At 69.7% G+C, this 21395-nt stretch carries 19 protein-coding genes; 10 read left to right on the top strand and 9 right to left on the bottom strand.

What is annotated here, in order from left to right; genetic code table 11:
• Window positions 1-42: 42 nt before the first annotated feature.
• Entirely contained in the window at window positions 43-810 is a 768-nt protein-coding gene (locus ABT070_RS02300; RefSeq protein ID WP_351753430.1) for an intradiol ring-cleavage dioxygenase, read from the bottom strand.
• Window positions 811-1074: 264 nt separating this feature from the next.
• Here ABT070_RS02300 and ABT070_RS02295 point away from each other — a divergent pair, with 264 nt between their 5' ends.
• Window positions 1075-2145: an arabinan endo-1,5-alpha-L-arabinosidase gene (locus ABT070_RS02295; protein ID WP_351753427.1), complete on the top strand. Its 1071-nt coding sequence runs from the start codon at window positions 1075-1077 to the stop codon at window positions 2143-2145.
• Between the two features lie 146 nt (window positions 2146-2291).
• Here the strand turns inward: ABT070_RS02295 and ABT070_RS02290 are convergent, their stop codons facing one another.
• The 7 genes from ABT070_RS02290 to ABT070_RS02260 all read right to left on the bottom strand — a co-directional run bounded on the left by ABT070_RS02290 (window position 2292) and on the right by ABT070_RS02260 (window position 11624).
• On the bottom strand, window positions 2292-3989 hold the full coding sequence (locus ABT070_RS02290) for a pyridoxal phosphate-dependent aminotransferase (protein WP_351753425.1): 1698 nt from the start codon (window positions 3987-3989) through the stop codon (window positions 2292-2294).
• A gap of 296 nt (window positions 3990-4285) precedes the next feature.
• Window positions 4286-5530, bottom strand: coding sequence for a multiple monosaccharide ABC transporter permease (mmsB, locus tag ABT070_RS02285; protein WP_351753423.1), 1245 nt, complete (start codon window positions 5528-5530; stop codon window positions 4286-4288).
• Window positions 5527-7077, bottom strand: a complete 1551-nt coding sequence (gene mmsA / locus ABT070_RS02280; protein WP_020126959.1) for a multiple monosaccharide ABC transporter ATP-binding protein — start codon at window positions 7075-7077, stop codon at window positions 5527-5529. Before mmsA ends, mmsB begins: the two co-directional genes overlap by 4 nt.
• Before the next feature lie 32 nt (window positions 7078-7109).
• Window positions 7110-8219: a multiple monosaccharide ABC transporter substrate-binding protein gene (gene chvE / locus ABT070_RS02275; protein ID WP_171397026.1), complete on the bottom strand. Its 1110-nt coding sequence runs from the start codon at window positions 8217-8219 to the stop codon at window positions 7110-7112.
• Between the two features lie 151 nt (window positions 8220-8370).
• A complete protein-coding gene (locus ABT070_RS02270) occupies window positions 8371-9342 on the bottom strand; it encodes a hypothetical protein (protein ID WP_351753419.1) in 972 nt (323 codons plus the stop codon).
• Window positions 9343-9462: 120 nt separating this feature from the next.
• Entirely contained in the window at window positions 9463-10467 is a 1005-nt protein-coding gene (locus ABT070_RS02265; RefSeq protein ID WP_351753416.1) for a zinc-dependent alcohol dehydrogenase, read from the bottom strand.
• Window positions 10464-11624: a mandelate racemase/muconate lactonizing enzyme family protein gene (locus tag ABT070_RS02260; protein ID WP_351753413.1), complete on the bottom strand. Its 1161-nt coding sequence runs from the start codon at window positions 11622-11624 to the stop codon at window positions 10464-10466. The genes ABT070_RS02265 and ABT070_RS02260 overlap by 4 nt, the downstream gene beginning before the upstream one ends.
• Before the next feature lie 255 nt (window positions 11625-11879).
• Here ABT070_RS02260 and ABT070_RS02255 point away from each other — a divergent pair, with 255 nt between their 5' ends.
• The 6 genes from ABT070_RS02255 (at window position 11880) to yjfF (ending at window position 19226) form a co-directional block, all read left to right on the top strand.
• Window positions 11880-12761, top strand: coding sequence for an SCO2400 family protein (locus ABT070_RS02255; protein ID WP_351753411.1), 882 nt, complete (start codon window positions 11880-11882; stop codon window positions 12759-12761).
• A 495-nt stretch (window positions 12762-13256) separates the two neighbouring features.
• The gene (locus tag ABT070_RS02250; RefSeq protein WP_351753408.1) at window positions 13257-14303 is read left to right on the top strand and encodes a LacI family DNA-binding transcriptional regulator; all 1047 of its coding nucleotides are present in this window, start codon (window positions 13257-13259) and stop codon (window positions 14301-14303) included.
• A 135-nt stretch (window positions 14304-14438) separates the two neighbouring features.
• The gene (locus tag ABT070_RS02245) at window positions 14439-15446 is read left to right on the top strand and encodes an ABC transporter substrate-binding protein (RefSeq protein ID WP_351753405.1); all 1008 of its coding nucleotides are present in this window, start codon (window positions 14439-14441) and stop codon (window positions 15444-15446) included.
• A 95-nt stretch (window positions 15447-15541) separates the two neighbouring features.
• Complete coding sequence (locus tag ABT070_RS02240) at window positions 15542-17086, top strand: sugar ABC transporter ATP-binding protein (RefSeq protein WP_351753402.1); 1545 nt, start codon at window positions 15542-15544, stop codon at window positions 17084-17086.
• The gene (locus ABT070_RS02235) at window positions 17083-18204 is read left to right on the top strand and encodes an ABC transporter permease (RefSeq protein WP_351753400.1); all 1122 of its coding nucleotides are present in this window, start codon (window positions 17083-17085) and stop codon (window positions 18202-18204) included. The genes ABT070_RS02240 and ABT070_RS02235 overlap by 4 nt, the downstream gene beginning before the upstream one ends.
• Window positions 18204-19226: a galactofuranose ABC transporter, permease protein YjfF gene (gene yjfF / locus ABT070_RS02230; protein WP_351753398.1), complete on the top strand. Its 1023-nt coding sequence runs from the start codon at window positions 18204-18206 to the stop codon at window positions 19224-19226. The genes ABT070_RS02235 and yjfF overlap by 1 nt, the downstream gene beginning before the upstream one ends.
• A 40-nt stretch (window positions 19227-19266) precedes the next feature.
• On the opposite strand, the gene ABT070_RS02225 is transcribed toward yjfF, so the two are convergent.
• Window positions 19267-19668 (bottom strand): ATP-binding protein, encoded by a 402-nt coding sequence (locus tag ABT070_RS02225; RefSeq protein WP_351753396.1) that lies wholly within the window; start codon window positions 19666-19668, stop codon window positions 19267-19269.
• Window positions 19669-19848: 180 nt separating this feature from the next.
• Between ABT070_RS02225 and ABT070_RS02220 the strand changes: the two genes are divergently transcribed.
• The 3 genes from ABT070_RS02220 to ABT070_RS02210 are packed head-to-tail and all read left to right on the top strand — an operon-like array spanning window position 19849 to window position 21367.
• Window positions 19849-20391 (top strand): GntR family transcriptional regulator, encoded by a 543-nt coding sequence (locus ABT070_RS02220; protein WP_351753393.1) that lies wholly within the window; start codon window positions 19849-19851, stop codon window positions 20389-20391.
• A complete protein-coding gene (locus ABT070_RS02215; protein ID WP_351753390.1) occupies window positions 20388-21182 on the top strand; it encodes a GntR family transcriptional regulator in 795 nt (264 codons plus the stop codon). Before ABT070_RS02220 ends, ABT070_RS02215 begins: the two co-directional genes overlap by 4 nt.
• On the top strand, window positions 21179-21367 hold the full coding sequence (locus tag ABT070_RS02210; RefSeq protein ID WP_351753387.1) for a hypothetical protein: 189 nt from the start codon (window positions 21179-21181) through the stop codon (window positions 21365-21367). The genes ABT070_RS02215 and ABT070_RS02210 overlap by 4 nt, the downstream gene beginning before the upstream one ends.
• Window positions 21368-21395 lie beyond the last annotated feature (28 nt).

Genomic DNA, 21395 nt, shown 5'->3' with positions numbered 1-21395 from the left:
GGGTCGTGCGGGTCGTGCGGGTCGTGCGGTGCCTTGCCGGGGTCAGTTCTCGACCCCGAGCGTCAGCGTGCCCGCGTACCCGGAGGACGTCGAGCTGCCCAGGGCCGTCAGGGTCAGGAGGCCCGAGGCGGCGCCTCCCTCGTCGTAGATGGAGTCCTGGGCGAGGGTGGTGCGGGTGACCGTGTTGGTCGAGTACGGGGAGATCCTCGCGACGGCCGTGGTGATCGTCTCGTTGAAGAAGAGCTGGCCGGTGTGGAGCTCCTGGCCGCCGGTGAAGGATCCGTTCGAGGTCAGGGTGACGTTCTTGTGGACCTTGACGTGGATGTGGATGCAGCGGCCCCGGTACCAGCCGGGGTAGATCGTGGTGATCGCCGCGACGCCGCTGGAGTTGGTGAGGACCCCGCCGCGCAGGAAGGTGCCGTCGTCCGGTTCGCTGTGGCCGTTGTTGCCGACGAAGCCGGAGTACTCGCCGAGGGCGTCGGAGTGCCAGATCTCCACCAGGGCGTTGGACAGGGGCACGCAGGTGTCGTCGTCGACGACGGTGAGGGTCAGCTTCAGCGGGATGCCCGCCTTGCCTTCGGTGACGTCGGCGCGGACGTACTGTCCGTCGAGGTAGTAGGGGCCTTCGGTCATCTCCTTCGTGAGGGTGCAGACGGCCGCGGCGGCGACGGGGGCGGTGTCGGCCGCGTCGGCGGTGGGGGCCTCGGGCGTGGCAGCGGCGCCTACGGCCAGGGCCGCTGCGGTCGCGCCCGAGGCGACGAGTACGGTACGGCGCCCGACGGAGGGACGCGCATCTGAGGTGTCTGTCATGAGCACGACACCGTAGAAACGGTTCCTGTCGGAAGGCTGTCAGTTCGGCAAAATGAGACGCCGTCAAGTTACTTGCAGGGCAAGTGTCGACACAAGGGCCCGGTGTCGCCCGGCCGGCGCCCGGCGGCGCAGCGCTTCTCGAAGACTTTCGGGTGTGCGCGCGGGTCATTGACGCGCAAGGGGTTCGATTCTACGGTCCCGTCCGACGACGCGACTGTTGTTCGGTATCACGAACGGCGACACCCCCACTGAAGGAGCGTCCGCATGAGCCGCACCTCCCGCACGCCCGGTTCCCCCCGCACGCCCCACACGTCCAGCTCCCCCCGCACGCTCCACGCATCCAGCTCATCCCGCACGGCCCCCACGCCCCGCACGCCCCGCCGGGCCGCGCTGCTCGCCGTTCCCGCGGCGGTCCTGCTCGCCCTGATCCCGTCCACCGCCTCCGCGTACCCCAACCCCGGTACGGTCACCGGCTCCACGGTCGTGCACGACCCGACGATGATCCGCACCTCGGCCGGCCGGTACCTCCTCTACGCCACCGGCGGCGGCCTCTCCTACCGCACCTCCACCGACCGCATCGCGTTCAGCGCGGGCGGCGACGCCTTCTCCACCCGGCCGGGCTGGTGGTCCTCCTACGGCACCACCGAGGCCTGGGCGCCCGACATCTCGTACCAGGGCGGCAAGTACCTGATGTACTACGCCGTCTCCACCTTCGGATCCAACAAGTCCGCGATCGGACTGGCCGGTTCGAGCACCGGACTCCCCGGCTCCTGGACCGACTACGGGACCGTCTACACCTCCACCACGTCCAGCGACTACAACGCCATCGACCCGAACCTCTTTGTGGACGACGACGGCAAGTGGTGGCTGTCGTTCGGGAGTTGGTGGACGGGGATCAAGATGATCCGGCTCGACCCGTCCACCGGAAAGCAACTGGCCTCCGACACCGCCCGGCGCTCGATCGCCTCCCGCCCCACCGGGACCAAGGCCGTCGAGGCGCCGTACGTCGTCAAGCGGAACGGCTACTACTACCTCTTCGCCTCCTACGACACCTGCTGCGCCGGCACCGGCTCCACCTACAAGGTCAAGGTCGGCCGTGCCACCGCCGTCACCGGGCCGTACTACGACAAGAGCGGTGTCGCGATGACGAACAACGGCGGCACGCCCGTCCTGGAGTCGCACGGCAGCGTCATCGGCCCCGGCGGCCAGTCGATCCTGCACGACACCGACAGCGACCTGATCGTCTACCACTACTACGACGGCAACGACAACGGCACACCCAAGCTCGGCATCAACCTCCTGAACTGGAACACCGGTTGGCCGGTCGCGTACTGACCGTCCGCCGTCCGCCGTCCGCCGTCCGCCGTCCGCCGTCCGCCGTCCGCCGTCCTCCGGCTCCCGCCCCGGCGACCGGACGGCCCGCAGCACGCGGCGACGCCCCGTCGGGCCACCGGCCTGACGGGGCGTCGCCACGCGCTGCGCTATCCCGCCTGGCCCATGCCCGCCGCGTTCGGCCAGCTCTGGGCGTTCGGCCAGCCCGTCGCCGCGGCGGGGGAGAGGCCGTTGGTGCCGCGGACCTGTGCGGCCGTGAGGCCGCCGCGGGCCGGGACGCCGGGCGGGGTCGGACCCATCGGCGGGGCGGCGGCCGGAGCCATCGCGGGCGCCATCGCGGCGGGGGCCATGGCCGGGGGAGCCATCGCGGCCGGAGCCATCGCGGCCGGTGCCATCGCGGCCGCCGGGGCCATCGGCGGAGCCGCGGCCGGGACGGGGGCGGGAGCCGGCATCGGGGCCGGCGCGGACACCTGCTGGGGGAAGATCTGGGCCGCGGCCGGCAGCGGCATCCCGAGGCCGTCGGACGGCGTGGCCTGCGCCATCGCCGGGGCCATCGCGGGGACGGGCATCGCCATGGGAGGAGCGGCCGCGACCAGCCCCGGCATCGCGACCCCCATGGCCTGAGCGGCAAGGCCCGGGATGCCGGCCCCGTTGGTGACCAGCCGGTCCACCGCCGGCGTGCCCGAGCTGTAGCTGTTCCCGGTGCTCAGCTCGGGCACGGCGGCTCCCCTCCTGGTCCCGTAGAGCACCTGTTCCAGGCCGGACACCAGGCGACGAACGTCCACCTGGGGGCGCACCACGAGCCGCAGGAAGCGGCTGGACGAACCGATCTTGTTGCCGCACTCGCGGACCAGGATGCGATGCTCGGCGAGCAGCCGGTCGCGGACCACGGTGCCCTCGGCGCCGACGGGAAGGCGCACGAAGAGGAAGTTCCCCTGGGAGGGGTAGACGGTCAGCCCGGGCAGCGCGCTGAGCTGACTCGCCATGTCGAGCCGGTCCCGGCGCACCTGCATCAGGCTCTGTGCGTACTCGGGGCCGTGCTCCTTCAGCATGAACACCACGTACTCGGCGAAGGCGTTGAGGTTCCACTTCGGCAGCATCGAGCGGACCCGGCCGGCGAGCGACGGGTTGGAGACCATGTAGCCGAACCGGATGCCGTGCAGACCGAAGTTCTTGCCGAGGCTGCGCAGCACGATGACGTTCGGCCGGATCATCGCCTCCTGCACGACGCTCGGTTCCTGCTCCGCGTCCGCGAACTCCAGGAACGACTCGTCGATGACGATCAGGTCGAGGTCGGCCATCGCGTCCATGAACTGCACGAGCGCGTGCTTGTGCAGGAAGCCGCCGTCGGGGTTGTTCGGGTTGCAGATGACGGCGACCTTGGTGCCGCGGGTCCGGATGAACTCGGCGTACTGCGCGAGGTCCAGGGCGAAGCCGCTGGACTCCTGGAGCGGGAACATGTCGACCCGCTTGCCGGTCTCCATGGGCTGGTCGGTCCAGCGGCCGAAGGTGGGGACGGGGACGGCGAGGGACTCACGGACCAGCAGATGGTCGATCCACGTGATCAGCTCGGTCGAGCCGTTGCCCATCGCCACGGCCTGCGGCGGGAGTTGGAGCAGGTTGCACAGTTCGGCCGTGATCGTGTCGGCGCCGCTCGGGTAGAACGTGATGATGTCCCGCAGTCGCGCGGCCATGGTGTCCATCATGGCCGGAGTGGGGAAGTAGGGGTTGCAGGGGATACAGAAGTCCACCGGGCCGACACCCTCGCCGCCCTCCCGCGTCAGCGCCGCCATCGACGGGCTGTGCGCCGCGGTGTTGCGGAACAACGAGGAGACGTTGTCGGCCATGGAACCTCCGTATGGGGCGGGCCCGGCGGGGACGACCGGGCCCGTCGTCATTGGGTGGCCCGCGCGGGGGAGCGCGGGCCGCTCTTACATACGAAGGTTTGGGTGGCGCTGTTCAATCGCTGAGGAATCGGTAAGAACTTGTGGGTCACCTGTGAAGCAGTCGTGACCGTGGGAGCCCGGGGGCAGCGGAAAGGGCCCCGCCGTTGCCGGCGGGGCCCATCCTGTTCTGCGCTGCGAACCCGTCCCGGGCAGGGAACCCGTCCCGGGCAGGGAACCCGCCCCGGGCCGGGAACCGGTCAGGAACCGGACTTGCGCTTGTTCCAGACGTCGAAACCGACCGCGGCGAGCAGCGCCAGGCCCTTGATGACCTGCTGCCAGTCGCTGCCGACGCCGAGCAGGTTCATGCCGTTGTTCAGGACACCGAGGACGAGACCACCGATGATCGCGCCGAGGACGGTGCCGACACCGCCGCTCATGGACGCGCCGCCGATGAACGCCGAGGCGATCGCCTCGAGTTCGAAGTTCAGACCCGCCTTGGGACCGGCCGCGTTCAGCCGGGCCGCGACCACCAGACCCGCCAGGGCCGCGAGCGCGCCCATGTTCAGGAAGACGAGGAAGGTGACCTTCTTGTCCTTGACGCCGGACAGCTTCGCGGCCGGCAGGTTGCCGCCGATCGCGTAGATGTGACGGCCGAAGACGGCGTTGCGCATGACGTAGCCGTAGCCGACCACCAGCGCGCCCAGGACCAGCAGGATGATCGGCGCGCCCTTGTAGCTGGCGAGCAGCATCGTGACGGTGAGCACCGCGGCGACGATGGCGACGAGCTTGAGCAGGAACAGATTGCGCGGTACGACGTCCAGCGAGAACTCCTGCTGGCGCTTGCGGTCGCGCACCTCCTGGAGCACCACCATGACGATCACGGCGAGGCCCAGCAGCAGTGTGATGTTGTGGTAGTTCGTGGTCGGGCCGACCTCCGGGAGGAAGCCGTTGCCCATCTTCTGCAGACCGTCCGGGAACGGGCCGAGGGTCTGGCCCTCCAGGAAGATCTCCGTCATACCGCGGAAGATCAGCATGCCGGCGAGGGTGACGATGAACGACGGTATGCCGAGATACGCGATGAAGAAGCCCTGCACCGAGCCCGCGATGGCGCCCACGATCAGGCACAGCACCACCGCGACGGGCCACGAGACGTCGTGCTGGACCGTCAGTACGGCCGCGAACGCGCCGATGAACGCCGTCAGCGAACCGACCGACAGGTCGATGTGGCCCGCGATGATCACCAGCATCATGCCGATCGCGAGGATCAGCACATAGCTGTTCTGGAGGACCAGGTTGGAGACGTTGCGCGGCAGCAGCAGGTCACCGTCGGTCCAGACCGCGAAGAGCGCGACGATCAGGCCGAGGGCGATCAGCATGCCGTACTGGCGCATGTTGCGGCGCAGGCCGTCCAGCACCAGCCGGAGCAGGCCGCCGTCGGCCGCCGGCCCGCCGCTCTTGCCGGGCGGCGCGGCTGCCGGGCTCTTGGTCACGTCGGTGCTCATCGCGATACCTCTTTGTCCTTCGTCATCTGACGCATCAGCACTTCCTGCGTGGCCTCGGCCCGCGGGAACTCACCCGTGAGCCGCCCGGCGGCCATGGTGTAGATGCGGTCGCACATACCGAGCAGTTCGGGCAGCTCGGAGGAGATGAAGACGACCGCCTTGCCCTGGGCCGCCAGTTGGTCGATGACCGTGTAGATCTCGTACTTGGCGCCGACGTCGATACCGCGCGTGGGCTCGTCCAGGATCAGCACGTCGGGACCCGCGAAGATCCACTTGCTGAGGACGACCTTCTGCTGGTTGCCGCCGGACAGCTTGCCCACCGGCTCGAAGACGGTCGGCGCCTTGATGTTCATGGACTTGCGGTAGCCCTCGGAGACCTTCCGCTCCTCGTGCTCGTCGACGATCCCCCGCTTGGCCACCTTGTCCAGCGCGGTCAGCGAGATGTTGCGGTTGATCGTGTCGATGAGGTTGAGGCCGTAGTGCTTGCGGTCCTCCGTGACGTAGGCGATCCCGTGGCCGACCGCCTCCGCGACGGTCTTCGTACGGATCTCCTTGCCGTCCTTGAGGACGGTGCCGCCCGCGTGCCGGCCGTAGGAGCGTCCGAAGACGCTCATCGCGAGCTCGGTGCGGCCGGCGCCCATCAGGCCCGCGATGCCGACGATCTCCCCGCGCCGCACCTGGACCGACACGTCGTCGACGACCTTGCGCTGCTGGTCGATCGGGTGGTGCACGGTCCAGTTGCGGATCTCCAGGGCCGGAGCCGCGCCCGACTCCGCCTCGTGCGGGGTGCGCTCGGGGAAGCGGTTGTCGAGGTCGCGGCCGACCATGCCGCTGATGATCCGGTCCTCGGTCGTCTCCGCCGACTTCACGTCGAGCGTCTCGATGGACTGCCCGTCGCGAATGATCGTCACCGAGTCCGCGACCTTGCGGATCTCGTTGAGCTTGTGGGAGATGATGATCGCGGTGATGCCCTGCTTCTTCAACTCCAGGATGAGATCCAGGAGTTTGTCGCTGTCCTCGTCGTTGAGGGCCGCGGTCGGCTCATCCAGGATGAGCAGCTTCACCTTCTTCGAGAGCGCCTTGGCGATCTCCACGAGCTGCTGCTTGCCCACGCCGATGTCGGCGACACGGGTCTCGGGGTGATCGCTCAGACCGACCCGGCGCAGCAGCTCGGAGGCGTGCCGCAGGGTGTCGTTCCAGTTGATCAGTCCACGCGTGGCGTGCTCGTTGCCGAGGAAGATGTTCTCCGCGAGGGAGAGGTACGGCACCAGCGCCAGCTCCTGGTGGATGATGACGATGCCGCGCTGCTCGCTGGCCCGGATGTCCTTGAAGGAGACGGTCTCTCCCTCGAACAGGATCTCGCCCTCGTACGTGCCGTGCGGATGGACGCCGGAGAGCACCTTCATCAAGGTGGACTTTCCGGCGCCGTTCTCACCGCAGATGGCATGGACCTCGCCCTGGCGGACGGTCAGAGTGACGTCCGACAGCGCTTTCACACCGGGAAAGGTCTTGACGATCGAGCGCATTTCCAGGACGGGTCCCGCCATGGTCGTGCCTTCCAATCCTTGAGGGTCGACGCTTACTTGAGCTGGTCGGCCGTGTAGTAGCCGCCCTCGACGAGGACCTTCTCGTAGTTGGTCTTGTCCACGCTCACCGGCTGGAGCAGGTAGGCGGGGACGACCTTGGTGCCGTTGTCGTACGTCTTGGTGTCGTTCGTCTCGGGCTTCTTGTCGTTGAGGACGTCGTCGACCATGGTCGTGGCGACCTTGGCCAGCTCACGGAGGTCCTTGTAGACGGTCTGGGTCTGGCCGCCCGCGATGATCGACTTCACCGAGGCCAGCTCGGCGTCCTGGCCGGTGAGGACCGGCAGCGGCTTGCTCGCGGAGCCGTAGTCGTCCGACTTCAGCGCCGACAGGATGCCGATCGAGATGCCGTCGTACGGCGAGAGGACCGCGTCGACCTTCTTGCTGCCGTACGACTTGGTGAGGATGTCGTCCATGCGCTTCTGGGCGGTCGCGCCGTCCCAGCGCAGGGTGGTGACCTGGGTGAGGCCGGTCTGGCCGGACTGGACGACGAGCTTCTTGCTGTCGATGTACGGCTGGAGCACGCTCATCGCGCCGTTGAAGAAGTACTTGGTGTTGTTGTCGTCGTTGGAGCCGGCGAACAGCTCGATGTTGAACGGGCCCTTGCCGGACTTCAGGCCGAGCTTGTCGACGATGTAGTTGGCCTGGAGCTCGCCGACCTTGCTGTTGTCGAAGGACGCGTAGTAGTCGACGTTCTTCGTGCCGAGGATCAGCCGGTCGTAGGAGATGACCGGGATCTTGGCGTCGGCGGCCTGCTGGAGGACGTTGTTCAGCGACTTGTTGTCGATGGCCGCGACGATCAGCGCCTTGACGCCCTGCGTGATCAGGTTCTCGATCTGGGAGACCTGCTGGTCGGGGTCGTCCTCGCCGTAGACCAGCTTGGTCTTGTAGCCCTTGGCCTCGAGGTCCTTGACGACGTTGGCGCCGTCGGAGATCCAGCGCTCGGAGGACTTGGTCGGCATCGCGATACCGATGGTCCCGCCCTTGGCGCTGTCCGAGCCCTCGTCCTTGCTGCCGCCGTCGCCGCTCTGGCCGCAGGCGGACAGGGTCAGGGCGAGAGAGGCGGCTCCGGCTATGGCGGCGAGGGAGACTCTACGGTTGCGCATGATCATCATCCTTGATGTGTGTGCAGGGGTCGGTATCGCGGTGCGAAGGACGTGCCCGGAGCGACGCCGGGACGAAGTGAAGAAGTAGAGAAACGGTGTGTGGGATTCTGCGCGCCTGTGTCGGCTTCTGTGAAGCGGGGTTTCCGGAACGTTATGACTGGATGTCAAACCGCTTGAGTTCACCCGGCAGCCGCGAGCCGATCGGAGCCATGTCGCCGTCCGCGCCGTGACGGGCGAGCAGGTCGAGGGCGAGCCGTCCGCGCCGCACCCGTTCCCGGGCGGTGGAGAGCGCCAGGTCCCGCAGGTGATGGCCGTACGGGTAGATCCCCGGGGCCTTGGACAGGCCGAACTTCAGATACAGCGGTGCGCCGCGCCGGATCAGCTCGGCGACCTCGTACATCCGGATGTAACCGCCGAGATCGTCGGGGGCCTCGATGTACATGTCCATGGGGGCGCCGGACACCCGGCGGATCTCGGTGAGGTGGTCCAGGGTGAGGTCACTGGGCACGTTGACCGAGTCGGCGCCGAGCTGCTCGTACACCGCGTAGGCCGCCGGGTTGACGGGGCCGATGAGCGCCGACACCTTCAGCGTGGTGTCGGCCGGGATGATGCCGGCGCCACGGGCGCGGTGCAGCGTCCACAGCACGCCCTCGTCGGCGACGAGCAGGCACTTGACGCCCAGCTCCGTCGCCCGGACGGCGTCCTCGACGCATCCGGCGACGGCGTCGTGACCGCGGGCGCGCAGCCCGCCGCCCCGGGAGTCGGTCCGGGTCGAGCCGCCGATGTCCCAGGTGCCGCGCGGCCCGGTGAACAGGCAGAGCTCGATGTCACGCTCGCCGGTGGCGTCGACCATCTCGGTGATCTCGGCGTCGGTCAGCATCCAGATGCCGCTGCCCTGGCTGATCCGGTGGATCGGCACGTCGAGCCGCGAGGCTTCCTTGAGGATGACGGCCAGCGCTTCGGGACCCTCGCACGAAGGGACCTCGGTGCGCCAGCGGCCGCCGCCCGGAAACGTGTGGGCGGAGGCGTCGGCGGGGTCGAGGGCGGGTGCACCCAGGCCGAGCGCGGTGAGCGCCTGCTCACCAGGTCGACGGGCTGCCGTGGCGGAAGCGTCGGTGGTCACATGCCGTCCTTCGTGTTCGATATTTCGGTCAAGGTTCGCGGCTCAGGTCGTACGTGGTGTGGGTGTACGCCGGTGCGGGGGCGGTCAGGTAGCCCCCGCACCGGCGTACGGCTCTGGGTTCTACGGCTTGAGCAGCACCTTGCCCACCTTCGGATCGCCCGATCCCACCAGGTCGATGGCCGCGGCGAACTCGGCGAGCGGCAGTTCGTGCGTGACCAGCGGCAGCGGATCCAGCAGCCCGGCCCCGAACACCCGGACGGTGTGCGACCAGGCGTCCGGCGGCGCCCCGAAGACGGTGTGCACCTCCAGCTGCCGTACGACCAGGTCCGTCGGGTCGAGCCCGTCGGCGCCCGGCGCCGGGATCCCGGTGAGGACCAGCCGGCCACCGCGTCGCAGCAGCGAGGCGGCGGTCCGCGCGGCGGACGCGGACCCGGCGGTCTCGATGACGACGTCGAAGTCGTCCGGGAGCTCCTGGTCCCTGGTCCGGAAGTCGCTGGCCCCGAACTGCCGGGAGAGGCCCTCCCGGTCGTTCCGGGTGCCCACGACCAGCAGCTCGGCGGGCGATCCCGCCTTCAGGAACTGAACGGCGAACATGCCCAGCGTCCCGGTGCCGACCACGGCCACCTTCTCGCCCGGCAGCGCGTGCGCCTTGATCGCGGCGGCCGCGATACAGGCGGCGGGCTCCAGCAGGGCGGCGGCGGTGAGGTCGGCGTCGTCCGGGAGGACGTGCAGCAGCCGCGCCGGGAGGGTGAGGGTGGCGGCCATGGCCCCCGGCTGGGTGAAGCCGGTCTCCTCGTACCCGTCGGTGCACAACGTTGTCTCGCCCGCGTGGCAGCGGTCGCAGACCTGGCAGTTGCGGAAGCCCTCACCGACGACCTTGCGGCCGACGAGCGACGCGGGAACCCCTGCGCCGACCGCCTCGACCGTCCCGGACCACTCGTGGCCGGGGGTCAGCGGGTAGCGGACGTATCCCTCGGGCCGGTTGCCCTGGTACACCTCGCGGTCGCTGCCGCAGATGCCGGTGGCGTGGACGCGGACGAGCGCCTCGCCGGGTTCCGGCAGCCGCGGCTCGTGCGGGACGAGCCGGTGCTCGCCCGGCGCCTCGACGACGACGGCTGTGCTCACTTGTCGCTGCCCTTCGGCTTGCGCTGCTCCCAGCCCTCGGCCCAGAGGTCGAAACGGGCCTGCTGCTGCGGGAACTCGGCGGCGGCGTCCACATCGAGCTCGACACCGAGACCGGGCGCGTCGGACAGGTGGAAGTAGCCGTCGACGACCTGGGGAGCGCCCTTGACGACCTTCTTGATCTCCGAGTCGGCGAAGTCGTTGAAGTGCTCGAGGATCTTGAAGTTCGGGGAGGTGAACCCGACCTGGAGCGAGGCCGCGGTGAGGACCGGGCCGCCGACGTTGTGCGGGGCGACGAGCACGTAGTGCGCCTCGGCGGTGGCGGCCAGCTTCCTGGTCTCCCAGATACCGCCGATGTGGCCGACGTCCGGCTGGATGATGTCCACGGCCTGGCTCTCGAAGAGCTCACGGAACTCGACCCGGTCGTGGATGCGCTCACCGGTGGCGACGGGGATGTCGACCTTGGCGGCGACCTTCTCGAGAGCCTTCAGGTTCTCGGGCGGGCACGGCTCCTCCAGCCACGCGGGCTTGAAGGGCGCGAGCTCGTTGGCGAGCCGCACGGCGGTGGAGGGGGAGAAGCGGCCGTGCATCTCCAGCATCAGCTCGGCGTCCGGCCCGATGGCGTCGCGCACGGCCTCGATGAGGGACACCGCGTACAGGGTCTGCTGGTGGTCCAGCTCGAACTGGCCGGTGCCGAAGGGGTCGATCTTGAGCGCCTTGTAGCCGCGCTCCATGACTCCCTGGGCCGCCTTGTGGTAGGCCTCCGGGGTCCGCTCGGTGGTGTACCAGCCGTTGGCGTAGGCCTTGACCTTGTCGGTGACCTTGCCGCCGAGGAGCTGCCAGACGGGCACGCCCAGGGCCTTGCCCTTGATGTCCCAGCAGGCCATCTCGACGACGGCGATGCCCGACATCACGATCTCGCCGGCCCGCCCGTAGTCGCCGTACTTCATCCGGCGCACGAGGTCCTCGACAGCGAATGGGTCGGAACCGAGAATGTGGTTGGCCTCGGCCTCCTTCAGGTAGCCGAGCAGCGCGTCGGTGTGACCCAGCATGCGGGTCTCTCCGACACCCGTGATGCCCTCGTCGGTGTGCACCAGGACGTAGGTCAGGTTGCGCCACGGCGTCCCGACCACGTGCGTGCTGATTCCGGTGATGCGCACGGAAGTTACCCTTCGGCTGTTCGAGATTTCGTCACATGTTCGAAATGCTGGGCAGACAGTAAGGATTGCGCGAGGTGAGTGTCAATGGGTCGAACAGGTAACGGTTTCGATAGTTTCGCTACCCCTTTCGAAAGTCGGCCTGTCGCGGCGTGGTCCAGGTCACTCCGACTGTCGCGCCGGTATGGCCGGTTCCCACACAACTTTCACAGGTGAAGCCGGGAACGCGCCTGTCCGGGAACTTAGTCTTCCCGCGTCATGGACTACTGCCACCCGTGCCGACGGCACCTCAACGGCGCCCTCGCCTGCCCGGGGTGCGGCGCACCTGCTCCACAGCTACGCGCGTATCCGCCCGGCCCGCCCGGGCCGGAGCCGTACGCGCAGGACACCTCGGCGCCCCCTGCGCCCGGCGACGCGGACGATCACGGCGCTCACGACGCCCGGGACGCCCCGGACGACCGCCGCGCTCACGACGACCGGGACGGTCACGGGGCTCAGGACGGTCACGAGCCTCGGGACGCCTTCGACGGTCACGGAGCCGGGAGCGGTGAGCCGCAGGGCCGGGCCGCGCGCCGCCGTGAGCAGGGCCGGGGTGGCCGCCGCGGCCCCCAGGGCGCGGTCGCCGCGCCGGACGCGAGCCGCCGCGACCGCAAGGCCTCGGCCCATCGCCGGCGCCGCAAGCGCATCGTACTGATCACCGTCGGCTTCGCGCTCGCCGCCGGCGGTCTGAGCCTGGCCGAACTCGGCGTGGACGCACCGGGGTTCACCTCGCCCGGGAACCCGGCGGCGGCCGGGGGAGAGGCGTCCGAGGTGGACGGGTCGTCCGGGCCGAGCGCGTCCGCGCAGCCCCTGGACGACAGGACCGACACGGGCGGGGACAAGGCCTCGGCCTCCCCGAGCGCCTCCGCCTCCCCGTCGGCGTCGGAGTCCGCGAAGGACGAGTCGGCCACGCCGAGCCCGGACAAGGAGGCCCAGTCGGCCACCCTCCCCGGCTCCTCCGGGTCGGCCTCCGGATCGACCCCGTCCGACCCGGACTCGGGCTCGGACTCCACCCCGACCGCCGACCCCTCGGCGCCGGACGCGTCCCCGGACCCGTCGCCCTCGCAGACGTGCACACGCTTCCTGTGGTGGTGCTCGTAGGGCACCGCCGGAGCGGACCGCTCCCCGGCCGATCCCGCTGAGCGGTCGTCATGTGGGCCGTCCACGGCTGCGCGCCGGACGCCCCGGTTTGGCCGAAATCGACGTGTACTGAAGCGGGTTGGGCATGATCCGGCCGCACGGCCCGTCCCCGGGCCACTGCCCGGTGCGCGGCCTCGGCCGGGCTTCCGGCCTGTGACCAGGGACGATGTGCCGTCCCCTGGATGCGCGTTATGGAACCGTGACGACGTTCCCGTGCAACCCCCTTGACCGCCGTGAATTGTTAGCGCTCACAATGACCTCCGCATTCACCAGTCGGCGACGACGTCAACACGGGGAGGTACGAGCGGTCGTGCCCGCAGCGTCCCAACTCGCCCTACCCGCCGGTGTCGTCGGGCCCACCGAGGTCCCTCGGTGAAGCCGGCGGCGCGGAACCGACCGCCCACCCCGCAGGACTTACCGCACGTGTCGGCAGACGAGCGCCAAGGAGGTGCGGCCGTGACACACACCCGGCTCCGGCCGCCCACCATGGCCGACGTGGCGCGCATGGCCGGCGTGTCCCACCAGACCGTGTCCCGCGTGCTGGGGGAGCACCCCAACGTGCGGGACGAGACCCGGGCCAGGGTGCTGCGGGCGATCGAGGAGATGGGCTACCGCCGCAACTTCTCCGCACGGGCCCTGGCCACCCGGCGCACCCGGACGCTCGGTGTGGTCGCCTCCGACACCACCCTCTACGGGCCGGCCAGCACGCTGTTCGCGCTCGAGGAGGCCGCGCGCGCCGAGGGGTATCTCGTCTCGACGGTCAGCCTGCGCGAACTGACCATGGAGAAACTCTCCGAGGCCCTGGAACACCTCAGCGAGGGCGGGGTGGAGGGCGTGGTCGCCATCGCCCCGCAGCGGTCGGCGGTGGACGCCCTGGCCGAACTGCGCCACCCCTTCCCGGTGGTGGTCGTGGGCGGTGAGCCGGGCATGGACATCCCCCGCGTCGGGGTGGACCAGCACCTGGGGGCGCGGCTGGCGACCGGTCACCTGCTGGCCGCCGGCCACCGCACGGTCTGGCACCTCGCCGGACCCGAGGACTGGCAGGAGGCGGCCGACCGGGCCGCCGGCTGGCGGGCGACCCTCGAAGCGGCGGGCGTCGAGCCGCCGATGCTGCTGCGGGGGGACTGGAGTCCGCTGTCGGGCTACCGCGCGGGCCAGGAACTGGCCGGCTGGGTGGGCCGCGGACTGACCGCCGTCTTCGTCGCCAACGACCAGATGGCGCTGGGGGTGCTGCGGGCCCTGCGGGAGGCGGGCGTCCGGACCCCGCAGGACGTCGCGGTGGTCGGCTTCGACGACATCCCGGAGTCGGAGTTCTTCGCTCCGCCCCTCACCACCGTCCGGCAGGACTTCTCGAGGGTGGGCCAGCGAGGCATCGCGCTGCTCCTGGAGCAGATCGAGGGCCGGCCGGCCGCCGACACGCCCCGGATCGCGATCGAACCCCAACTCGTCGTACGCGCAAGCACTTTCCCGAGCGCCGCTCAACCGGAGGGCGTACCCCTCTGACGGACCCCGTCGGATCCCCCTGACCAGCAGTGTGGCCGAAATGCCGAACAGTGATCGACAGGCTGGACGCAGTACGGCCGGTTCACCGAGTACCAGCAGGTCCATCCCCGGGCCGGCTCTTCAAAGGAGAAGAACATGCTCAGCAGAAGAAACTTCCTCACCGCGGCGGTCGGCGTGGCGGCGGCCGGTGGCCTGGCGGCCTGCGCCAAGGAGGACGACAACGCGTCCGGCAGCTCGTCCGGGGACGGCGGCAAGGCGATCACCCTCGGCTTCTCCCAGGTCGGCTCGGAGAGCGGCTGGCGCAGCGCCAACACGGACTCGGTGAAGGCGGCGGCCAAGGAGGCGGGCTACACCCTCAAGTTCTCCGACGCCCAGCAGAAGCAGGAGAACCAGATCTCCGCGATCCGCAGCTACATCACCCAGGGCGTGGACGTCATCGCCTTCTCGCCGGTGGTCGTCACCGGCTGGGACGCGGTGCTGAAGGAGGCCAAGGCCAAGAAGATCCCGGTGGTCCTCACCGACCGCTCCGTCGAGACCTCCGACGAGTCCCTGTACGTGACCCTGGTCGGCTCCGACTTCACCGACGAGGGCCGCCGCGCCGCCAAGATCCTCGAGAAGGTCATCACGAAGGCCGGCCTCAAGGGCGCGGTGAAGATCGCCCAGCTGGAGGGCACCACCGGCGCCGCCCCGGCGATCGAGCGGGCCAAGGGCTTCAAGGAGGTCATGGACGCGGACCACAAGGACGACTGGTCCGTCGTCGTCAGCCAGACCGGCGACTTCACCCGCGCCGGCGGCAAGCAGGTCATGGCGGCCTTCCTCCAGTCCAACCCGGACATCAACGTCCTCTTCGCGCACAACGACGACATGGCCATCGGCGCCATCCAGTCCATCGAGGCGGCCGGCAAGAAGCCCGGCAAGGACATCCTGATCGTCTCGATCGACGGCGTGAAGGACGGCTTCGTGGCCATGTCCGAGGGCAAGATCAACGCCATCGTCGAGTGCAACCCGCTGCTCGGCCCGCAGCTGATGGACGTCGTGAAGAAGGTCAAGGACGGCGAGACGGTCGAGCGCTGGATCAAGACCGAGGAGGGCGACTTCATGCAGGACCAGGCCGCGGCCGCGCTCCCGAGCCGCAAGTACTGACCGACCGCACCCACCGGCAGGGAGCCTCCGGCCGACCGAGCCGTCGGTCCCGGGGCTCCCTGCGGGCCTGAACAGAACTCACGAGGAGCGCTGCCATGGCAGAGCCACGGCCCGTCCTGGAAATGACGGGCATAGTCAAGGAGTTTCCGGGGGTACGGGCTCTGTCGGACGTCGACTTCCGGCTCTTCCCCGGCGAGATCCACGCGCTGATGGGCGAGAACGGCGCGGGCAAGTCCACCCTCATCAAGGTGCTCACGGGGGTCTACTCCCTCGACGGCGGGACGATCACGCTGGACGGCGCGGCCGTGCACATCGCCAGCCCGCTCCAGGCGCAGCAGGCCGGCATCAGCACGGTCTACCAGGAGGTCAACCTCTGCCCGAACCTGTCGGTGGCGGAGAACATCTTCATCGGGCGTGAGCCGACCCGCATGGGCCGCATCCAGTGGAAGCGGCTGCGCCGGGAGGCGGCCGAGCTGGTGGACCGGCTCGGACTCGACATAGACGTCACCGCCCCCCTGTCCTCGTACCCGCTGGCCGTACAGCAACTGGTCGCGATCGTGCGGTCGTTGGGCACCGGAGACGGCGTGGGCGGCGGTGAGGGGCCGGGCACCAAGGTGCTGATCCTCGACGAGCCGACCTCCAGCCTCGACCGCGACGAGGTGCTCCAACTCTTCGCGCTGATGCGGCGGTTGAAGGACGAGGGCGTCGCGATCCTGTTCGTCTCGCACTTCCTGGACCAGATCTACGAGGTCTGCGACCGGATGACCGTACTGCGCAACGGCACCCTCGTCGGTGAGCACATGGTGAGCGACCTCGACCAGGTCGGCCTCGTCCAGCTCATGCTCGGCAAGGCCATGGGCCAGCTGGACGAGCTGCACGAACACCAGCTGCACTCCGACGCGGGCGAGACGCTGCTCGTGGCGGACGGCCTCGGCCGGACCGGCGGCATCGCCCCGTTCGACATGGAGATCAAGAAGGGCGAGGTGATCGGGCTCGCCGGCCTGCTCGGATCGGGCCGGACCGAACTCGCCCGGCTGCTCTTCGGCGCCGACCAGCCGGACACCGGCAAGGTGTCCATCGGCGGCAAGCAGGTCTCGATGAGCGCCCCGAACGACGCGATCAACGCCGGGGTCGCCTTCTGCTCCGAGAACCGCAAGAGCGAGGGCCTGGTGCCCGACCTGACGGTGCGGGAGAACATCATCCTGGCCCTGCAGGCCGCGCGCGGCTGGACCAGGCCCATCCCGGTCGCCCAGCGCGACGAACTCGTCGCCAAGTACATCAAGGCGCTGGACATCCGCCCCGCCAACCCCGAGGCCAGGGTCGGCCAGCTCAGCGGCGGCAACCAGCAGAAGGTGCTGCTCGCCCGCTGGCTGATCACCCAGCCGAAGCTGCTGATCCTGGACGAGCCGACGCGCGGCATCGACATCGGAGCCAAGGCGGAGATCCAGAAGCTCGTCGTGTCGCTCTCCGAGGACGGCATGTCGGTGCTCTACATCGCGGCCGAGCTGGAGGAGGTCCTCCGGCTCAGTCACACCATCGGAGTGCTGCGCGACCGCCGGCTGGTGGCGCAGATCACCAACGGACCCGAGATCACCACGAGCCGGATCCTGGAGACCATCGCGAGCGGAGAGCACCAGTGACCACGTCGTCGACCACCTCTTCCCGGTGGCGGGCGCTGACCCACCACCACCTGTTCTGGCCGGTAGCGGTCCTGGTCCTCCTGCTGCTCGTCAACGTCCCCTTCACCCCCGACTTCTTCTCGATCAAGATGGCGGACGGCCACCTCTACGGCAGCCTCGTCTCGATCGTGCTGTTCGGATCGCCCCTCATCCTGGTGGCGGTCGGTATGACCCTGGTCATCGCCACCGGCGGCATCGACCTCTCCGTCGGCGCCGTGGTCGCCATCACCGGAGCACTGGCCTGCTCGTACATCAGTGACCAGAGCGACCAGGGCGCCCTCTCCGGGGTGCTGCTCGCCATGGGCCTGGGGCTGCTGGCCGCGGTCGTCTGCGGTCTGTGGAACGGCTTCCTGGTCGCCCGGATGGGCATCCAGCCGATCATCGCCACCCTGATCATCATGGTCGCCGGGCGCGGTGTCGCCCAGCTGATCACCGACGGCCAGATCATCACCATCAACAGCGAGCCGTACAAGCTGATCGGCGGCGGCTACTGGCTGACCCTGCCGTTCTCGATCTTCGTGGTGGCCGCGGTCGTGGCCGTCACCGTGGTGCTGACCCGCCGCACGGCGCTCGGCCTGCTGGTCGAGGCGGTCGGCGGCAACGCGGAGGCCAGCCGCCTGGTGGGCATCAGGTCCCGGCGCATCAAGATCATGGTGTACGCGTTCTGCGCGCTCTGCGCCGGCATCGCCGGCCTGATGATCAGCTCCAACACCTCGGCCGCCGACGGCAACAACGCCGGCCTGTGGATCGAACTCGACGCGATCCTCGCCGTGGTGATCGGCGGCACCTCGCTCCTGGGCGGCCGGTTCTCCGTCGGCGGCACGGTCGTCGGCGCCCTCGTCATCCAGACCCTGACCACCACGATCTACACCATCGGCGTGCCGACCCAGACCAACCTGGTCTTCAAGGCCGCCGTCGTCATCGTCGTCTGCCTGCTCCAGTCCCCGAAGTTCCGCGCCAAGGTGTTCGGTGCCAAGTTCGGCGCCGGATCCGGCGCGAAGGGAAGCGGCAAGCAGGCCGCGGCCCCGGCGGACCCCGCCGCGGCGTCCGAGGCCGCCCCCAAGATGGAGGTGTCGTGATGAGCGCGACCACCCAGAGCCCCACGGCCTCCGACAGCCGTACCCCGTCCAAGGCCGCGCGTCTGCTCGGCGACCGGCGGCTGCCCGTCGCGGTGACGGCGCTGCTCTTCCTGCTGATGTACGTCGTGGGCCTGAGCCGGTACCAGAACTACGGGTTCGGCGAGCCGCAGGTCTTCCTGAACCTGTTCATCGACAACGGCTATCTGCTGGTCGCCGCGGTCGGTGTCACGTTCGTCATCCTGTCCGGCGGCATCGACCTGTCCGTGGGCTCGATGATCGGCTTCACGACGATGTTCACGGCCTGGCTGGTGGAGCGCCAGGGGCTGCCGCTGCTGCTGGTGATCCCCATGGCGCTGGGCGTGGGCGCGCTCGGCGGGTTCCTGATGGGCTACGTGATCCACAACTTCGAGATCCAGCCCTTCATCGTGACCCTCGCCGGCCTCTTCCTCTTCCGCGGCCTGTGCCTGGTCATCAGCAAGGAGTCGATCTCCATCAGCGACTCCTCGGTGAGCAGCATGGCCCAGGCCCAGGTGTCGCTGGGGATGGGCTTCCTGTCGATCGGCGCGATCGTCTCGCTGGTCGTCCTCGCCGTGGCGTTCTACGTCCTGCACTACACCCGCTTCGGGCGCCGGGTGTACGCCATCGGCGGCAACGAGCAGTCGGCCATGCTGATGGGCCTGCCGCAGGGCGGCACGAAGATCGCCGTGTACACCGTGAGCGGGTTCTGCTCGGCGCTGGCCGGACTGCTCTTCACCCTGTACATCCAGTCCGGCGACCCGTTGCACGCGACCGGCATGGAACTCGACGCGATCGCCGCGGTGGTCATCGGCGGCACGCTGCTGACGGGCGGCTCCGGATATGTGCTGGGCACCCTGTTCGGTGTGCTCGTGCTGGGCCTGATCAAGAGCATCATCCAGTTCGAGGGCACGCTCAGCTCCTGGTGGACGAAGATCGCCACCGGTGTGCTGCTGTGCGCGTTCATCCTGGTCCAGCGCTTCATGACGACCCGCAAGAAGACCTGAGCCGATGCGACGATCCCGGCCCGGGGGCCGGGAGCCGTCGTCAGGGTGTGCCGGGCCGGCTCTCCGTCTTGAAGGTCACCCACACCGTCTTGCCGACGGGGTGTTCGGTGATGCCCAGATCGTCCGCCAGCTCACGGGCCAGATAGAGACCCCGGCCCGAGCAGGCGTCGGTGGTCGGCGGGCCCGCGGGCGCGGGGCGGTCTCCGGTGTCGCGTACGGCGAGGCGGACCAGGGGGCCGTCGAGCGTCAGGGTCACGCAGTACTGCCGGCCGGGGGGCACCCCGTGCAGCAGGGCGTTCGTGGCGAGTTCCGACACGCACAGCTCTATGTCGTCCAGCCGGTCGACGCGGCCCCAGTCGCTCAGTACCTGGTGGACGAAGACCCGGGCGGCCCGCACGGAGGCGCGCGAGCGGGGGAAACGACGTTGCCGTGACAGGGGCACGGGGGCACCTCCGGTGGTTCTGGGGCGTCCTGCGGCGAAACCTTACTGTTATTCGCGAAAGGTAACAAGGTAGTGAAGGGTGGCTGAGGGTGGCTGAGGGTGGCGGTTGGCGGATGAGCCAAGTCGCCTACCGTGTAGGGCGGCAGGGTCGAAAGAACGGTCGGCCGTACAGGAGGAGTCGTGGGTGCGAGCGGATGGATCAGCACATCGTTGCCGTATCTGACGCCACGGGGCACCGGGCGGGGCGACGCCTGGGCGGCCGAGGCGGCGGCGCAGGGGCGGCGCGGCACCCAGCGCATCCTGTACGCCGGTGAGGTGCCCGCCCCCGCCGACGTGGCGGCGCTGCTCGGCGTCCCCGAGGGCGAGCCGGTCGTCGTACGCAGGCGGCTGATCCTCCTCGACGAGGAGCCCAGCGAGCTCACCGACACGTACTACCCGACGGCCATAGCCGCGGGCACCCGCCTCGCCGGGACCGCCAAGATCCCCGGCGGAGCCCTCACCCTGCTCGCCGAGCTCGGTCACGTCGGCGCCCTCGTACGGGAGGATGTGACGGCCGGGATCCCGGACGAGGGGGAGCGCCTGGCGCTGCGGACCGCCCCCGAGGAACCGGTTTTGCGGCTCGTCCGGCTCACGCTGGACCACGCCGACCGGCCGATCCAGGTCGACCGTATGGTGATGCCTGCCCTACGGCAGAGGCTGCGCTACCAGATCAGGATCGGATGACCGTGCCCAAGGCAGACCCGGAAGCCGTCGACCGCCGCTCCCTGCACGAGCGGATCGCGGCCGATCTGCGCGACGACATCATGGGCGGAGAGCTCGCCCCCGGCGCCAACCTGCCCACCACCGCCCAGCTCAAGGAACGCTTCGAGGCGTCGAGCGCCACGGTCCAGAAGGCCCTGCAGCTCCTCAAGGAGGAGCGCCTGGTGATCGGCAGGGCGGGCGCGGCCGTCACCGTCCGCGAGCACCGCCGGCGCACCGTCCGGCCCGCCGCGCTCATGAGGCCGGGCAGCCCCGGAGCGCCCTACCGCTGGCTCGCCGAGGCGGCCAAGCACGGCACACACGCCCGCATAAGACTTCTCGAGGTGGGCGAGAGCCGCCCGCCCGCCGACGTCCGCGCCGCCCTCGACCTCCCGGCGGACGGCGTCGCGCTGCTCCGCGGCCAGATACTCCTCGTCGACGACGAGCCCGCCGAACTCGTCGAGTCCTACTACCCGCTGGACATCGCCCGGGGCACGCCGCTGGCCGAGCGGCGCAGGATCAGGGGCGGCACCCCCGCCCTGCTGAGCGAGCTCGGCCACCCGCCCCGCCGCAGCACGGACCGGGTCTCCGCCCGGGTCCCCACCCAGGCCCAGTACCAGGCCCTCCGTCTCACCAGCTGCATGCCGGTCCTGCGCACCCTGCGCGTGATCCACAGCGACGGCGACCGTCCCGTCGAGGCCACCGTGATGGTGAAGGCGGGCCATCTGTACGAATTGCAGTACGAGTTCACGGGGGAAGGAGCGGGAGGAGCATGATCGTGCTCGCCCTGACGGGGATCCTGGTGCTCGTCCTCGGCGGCTGTGCCTGTGTCTGGTGGGCGGCGCGAGGCGGCCCGCGCTGGACTCGCGCCGTGGCGGTCGTCACCCTTGCGGCAGGCGAACTGGTCCGCGGAGCGAACCGCACGGACCGCACGAGCGGGAGGTCGGGCTCGGACGACTGACCCGCGCCGGGACGACCGGACCGGGCCC

The sequence above is a fragment of the Streptomyces sp. NPDC002884 genome, from assembly GCF_040295245.1.
Taxonomy (GTDB): domain Bacteria; phylum Actinomycetota; class Actinomycetes; order Streptomycetales; family Streptomycetaceae; genus Streptomyces.
The sequence above is the reverse complement of the archived record's forward strand: the minus strand, read 5'-3'. Positions and strand labels throughout refer to the sequence as shown.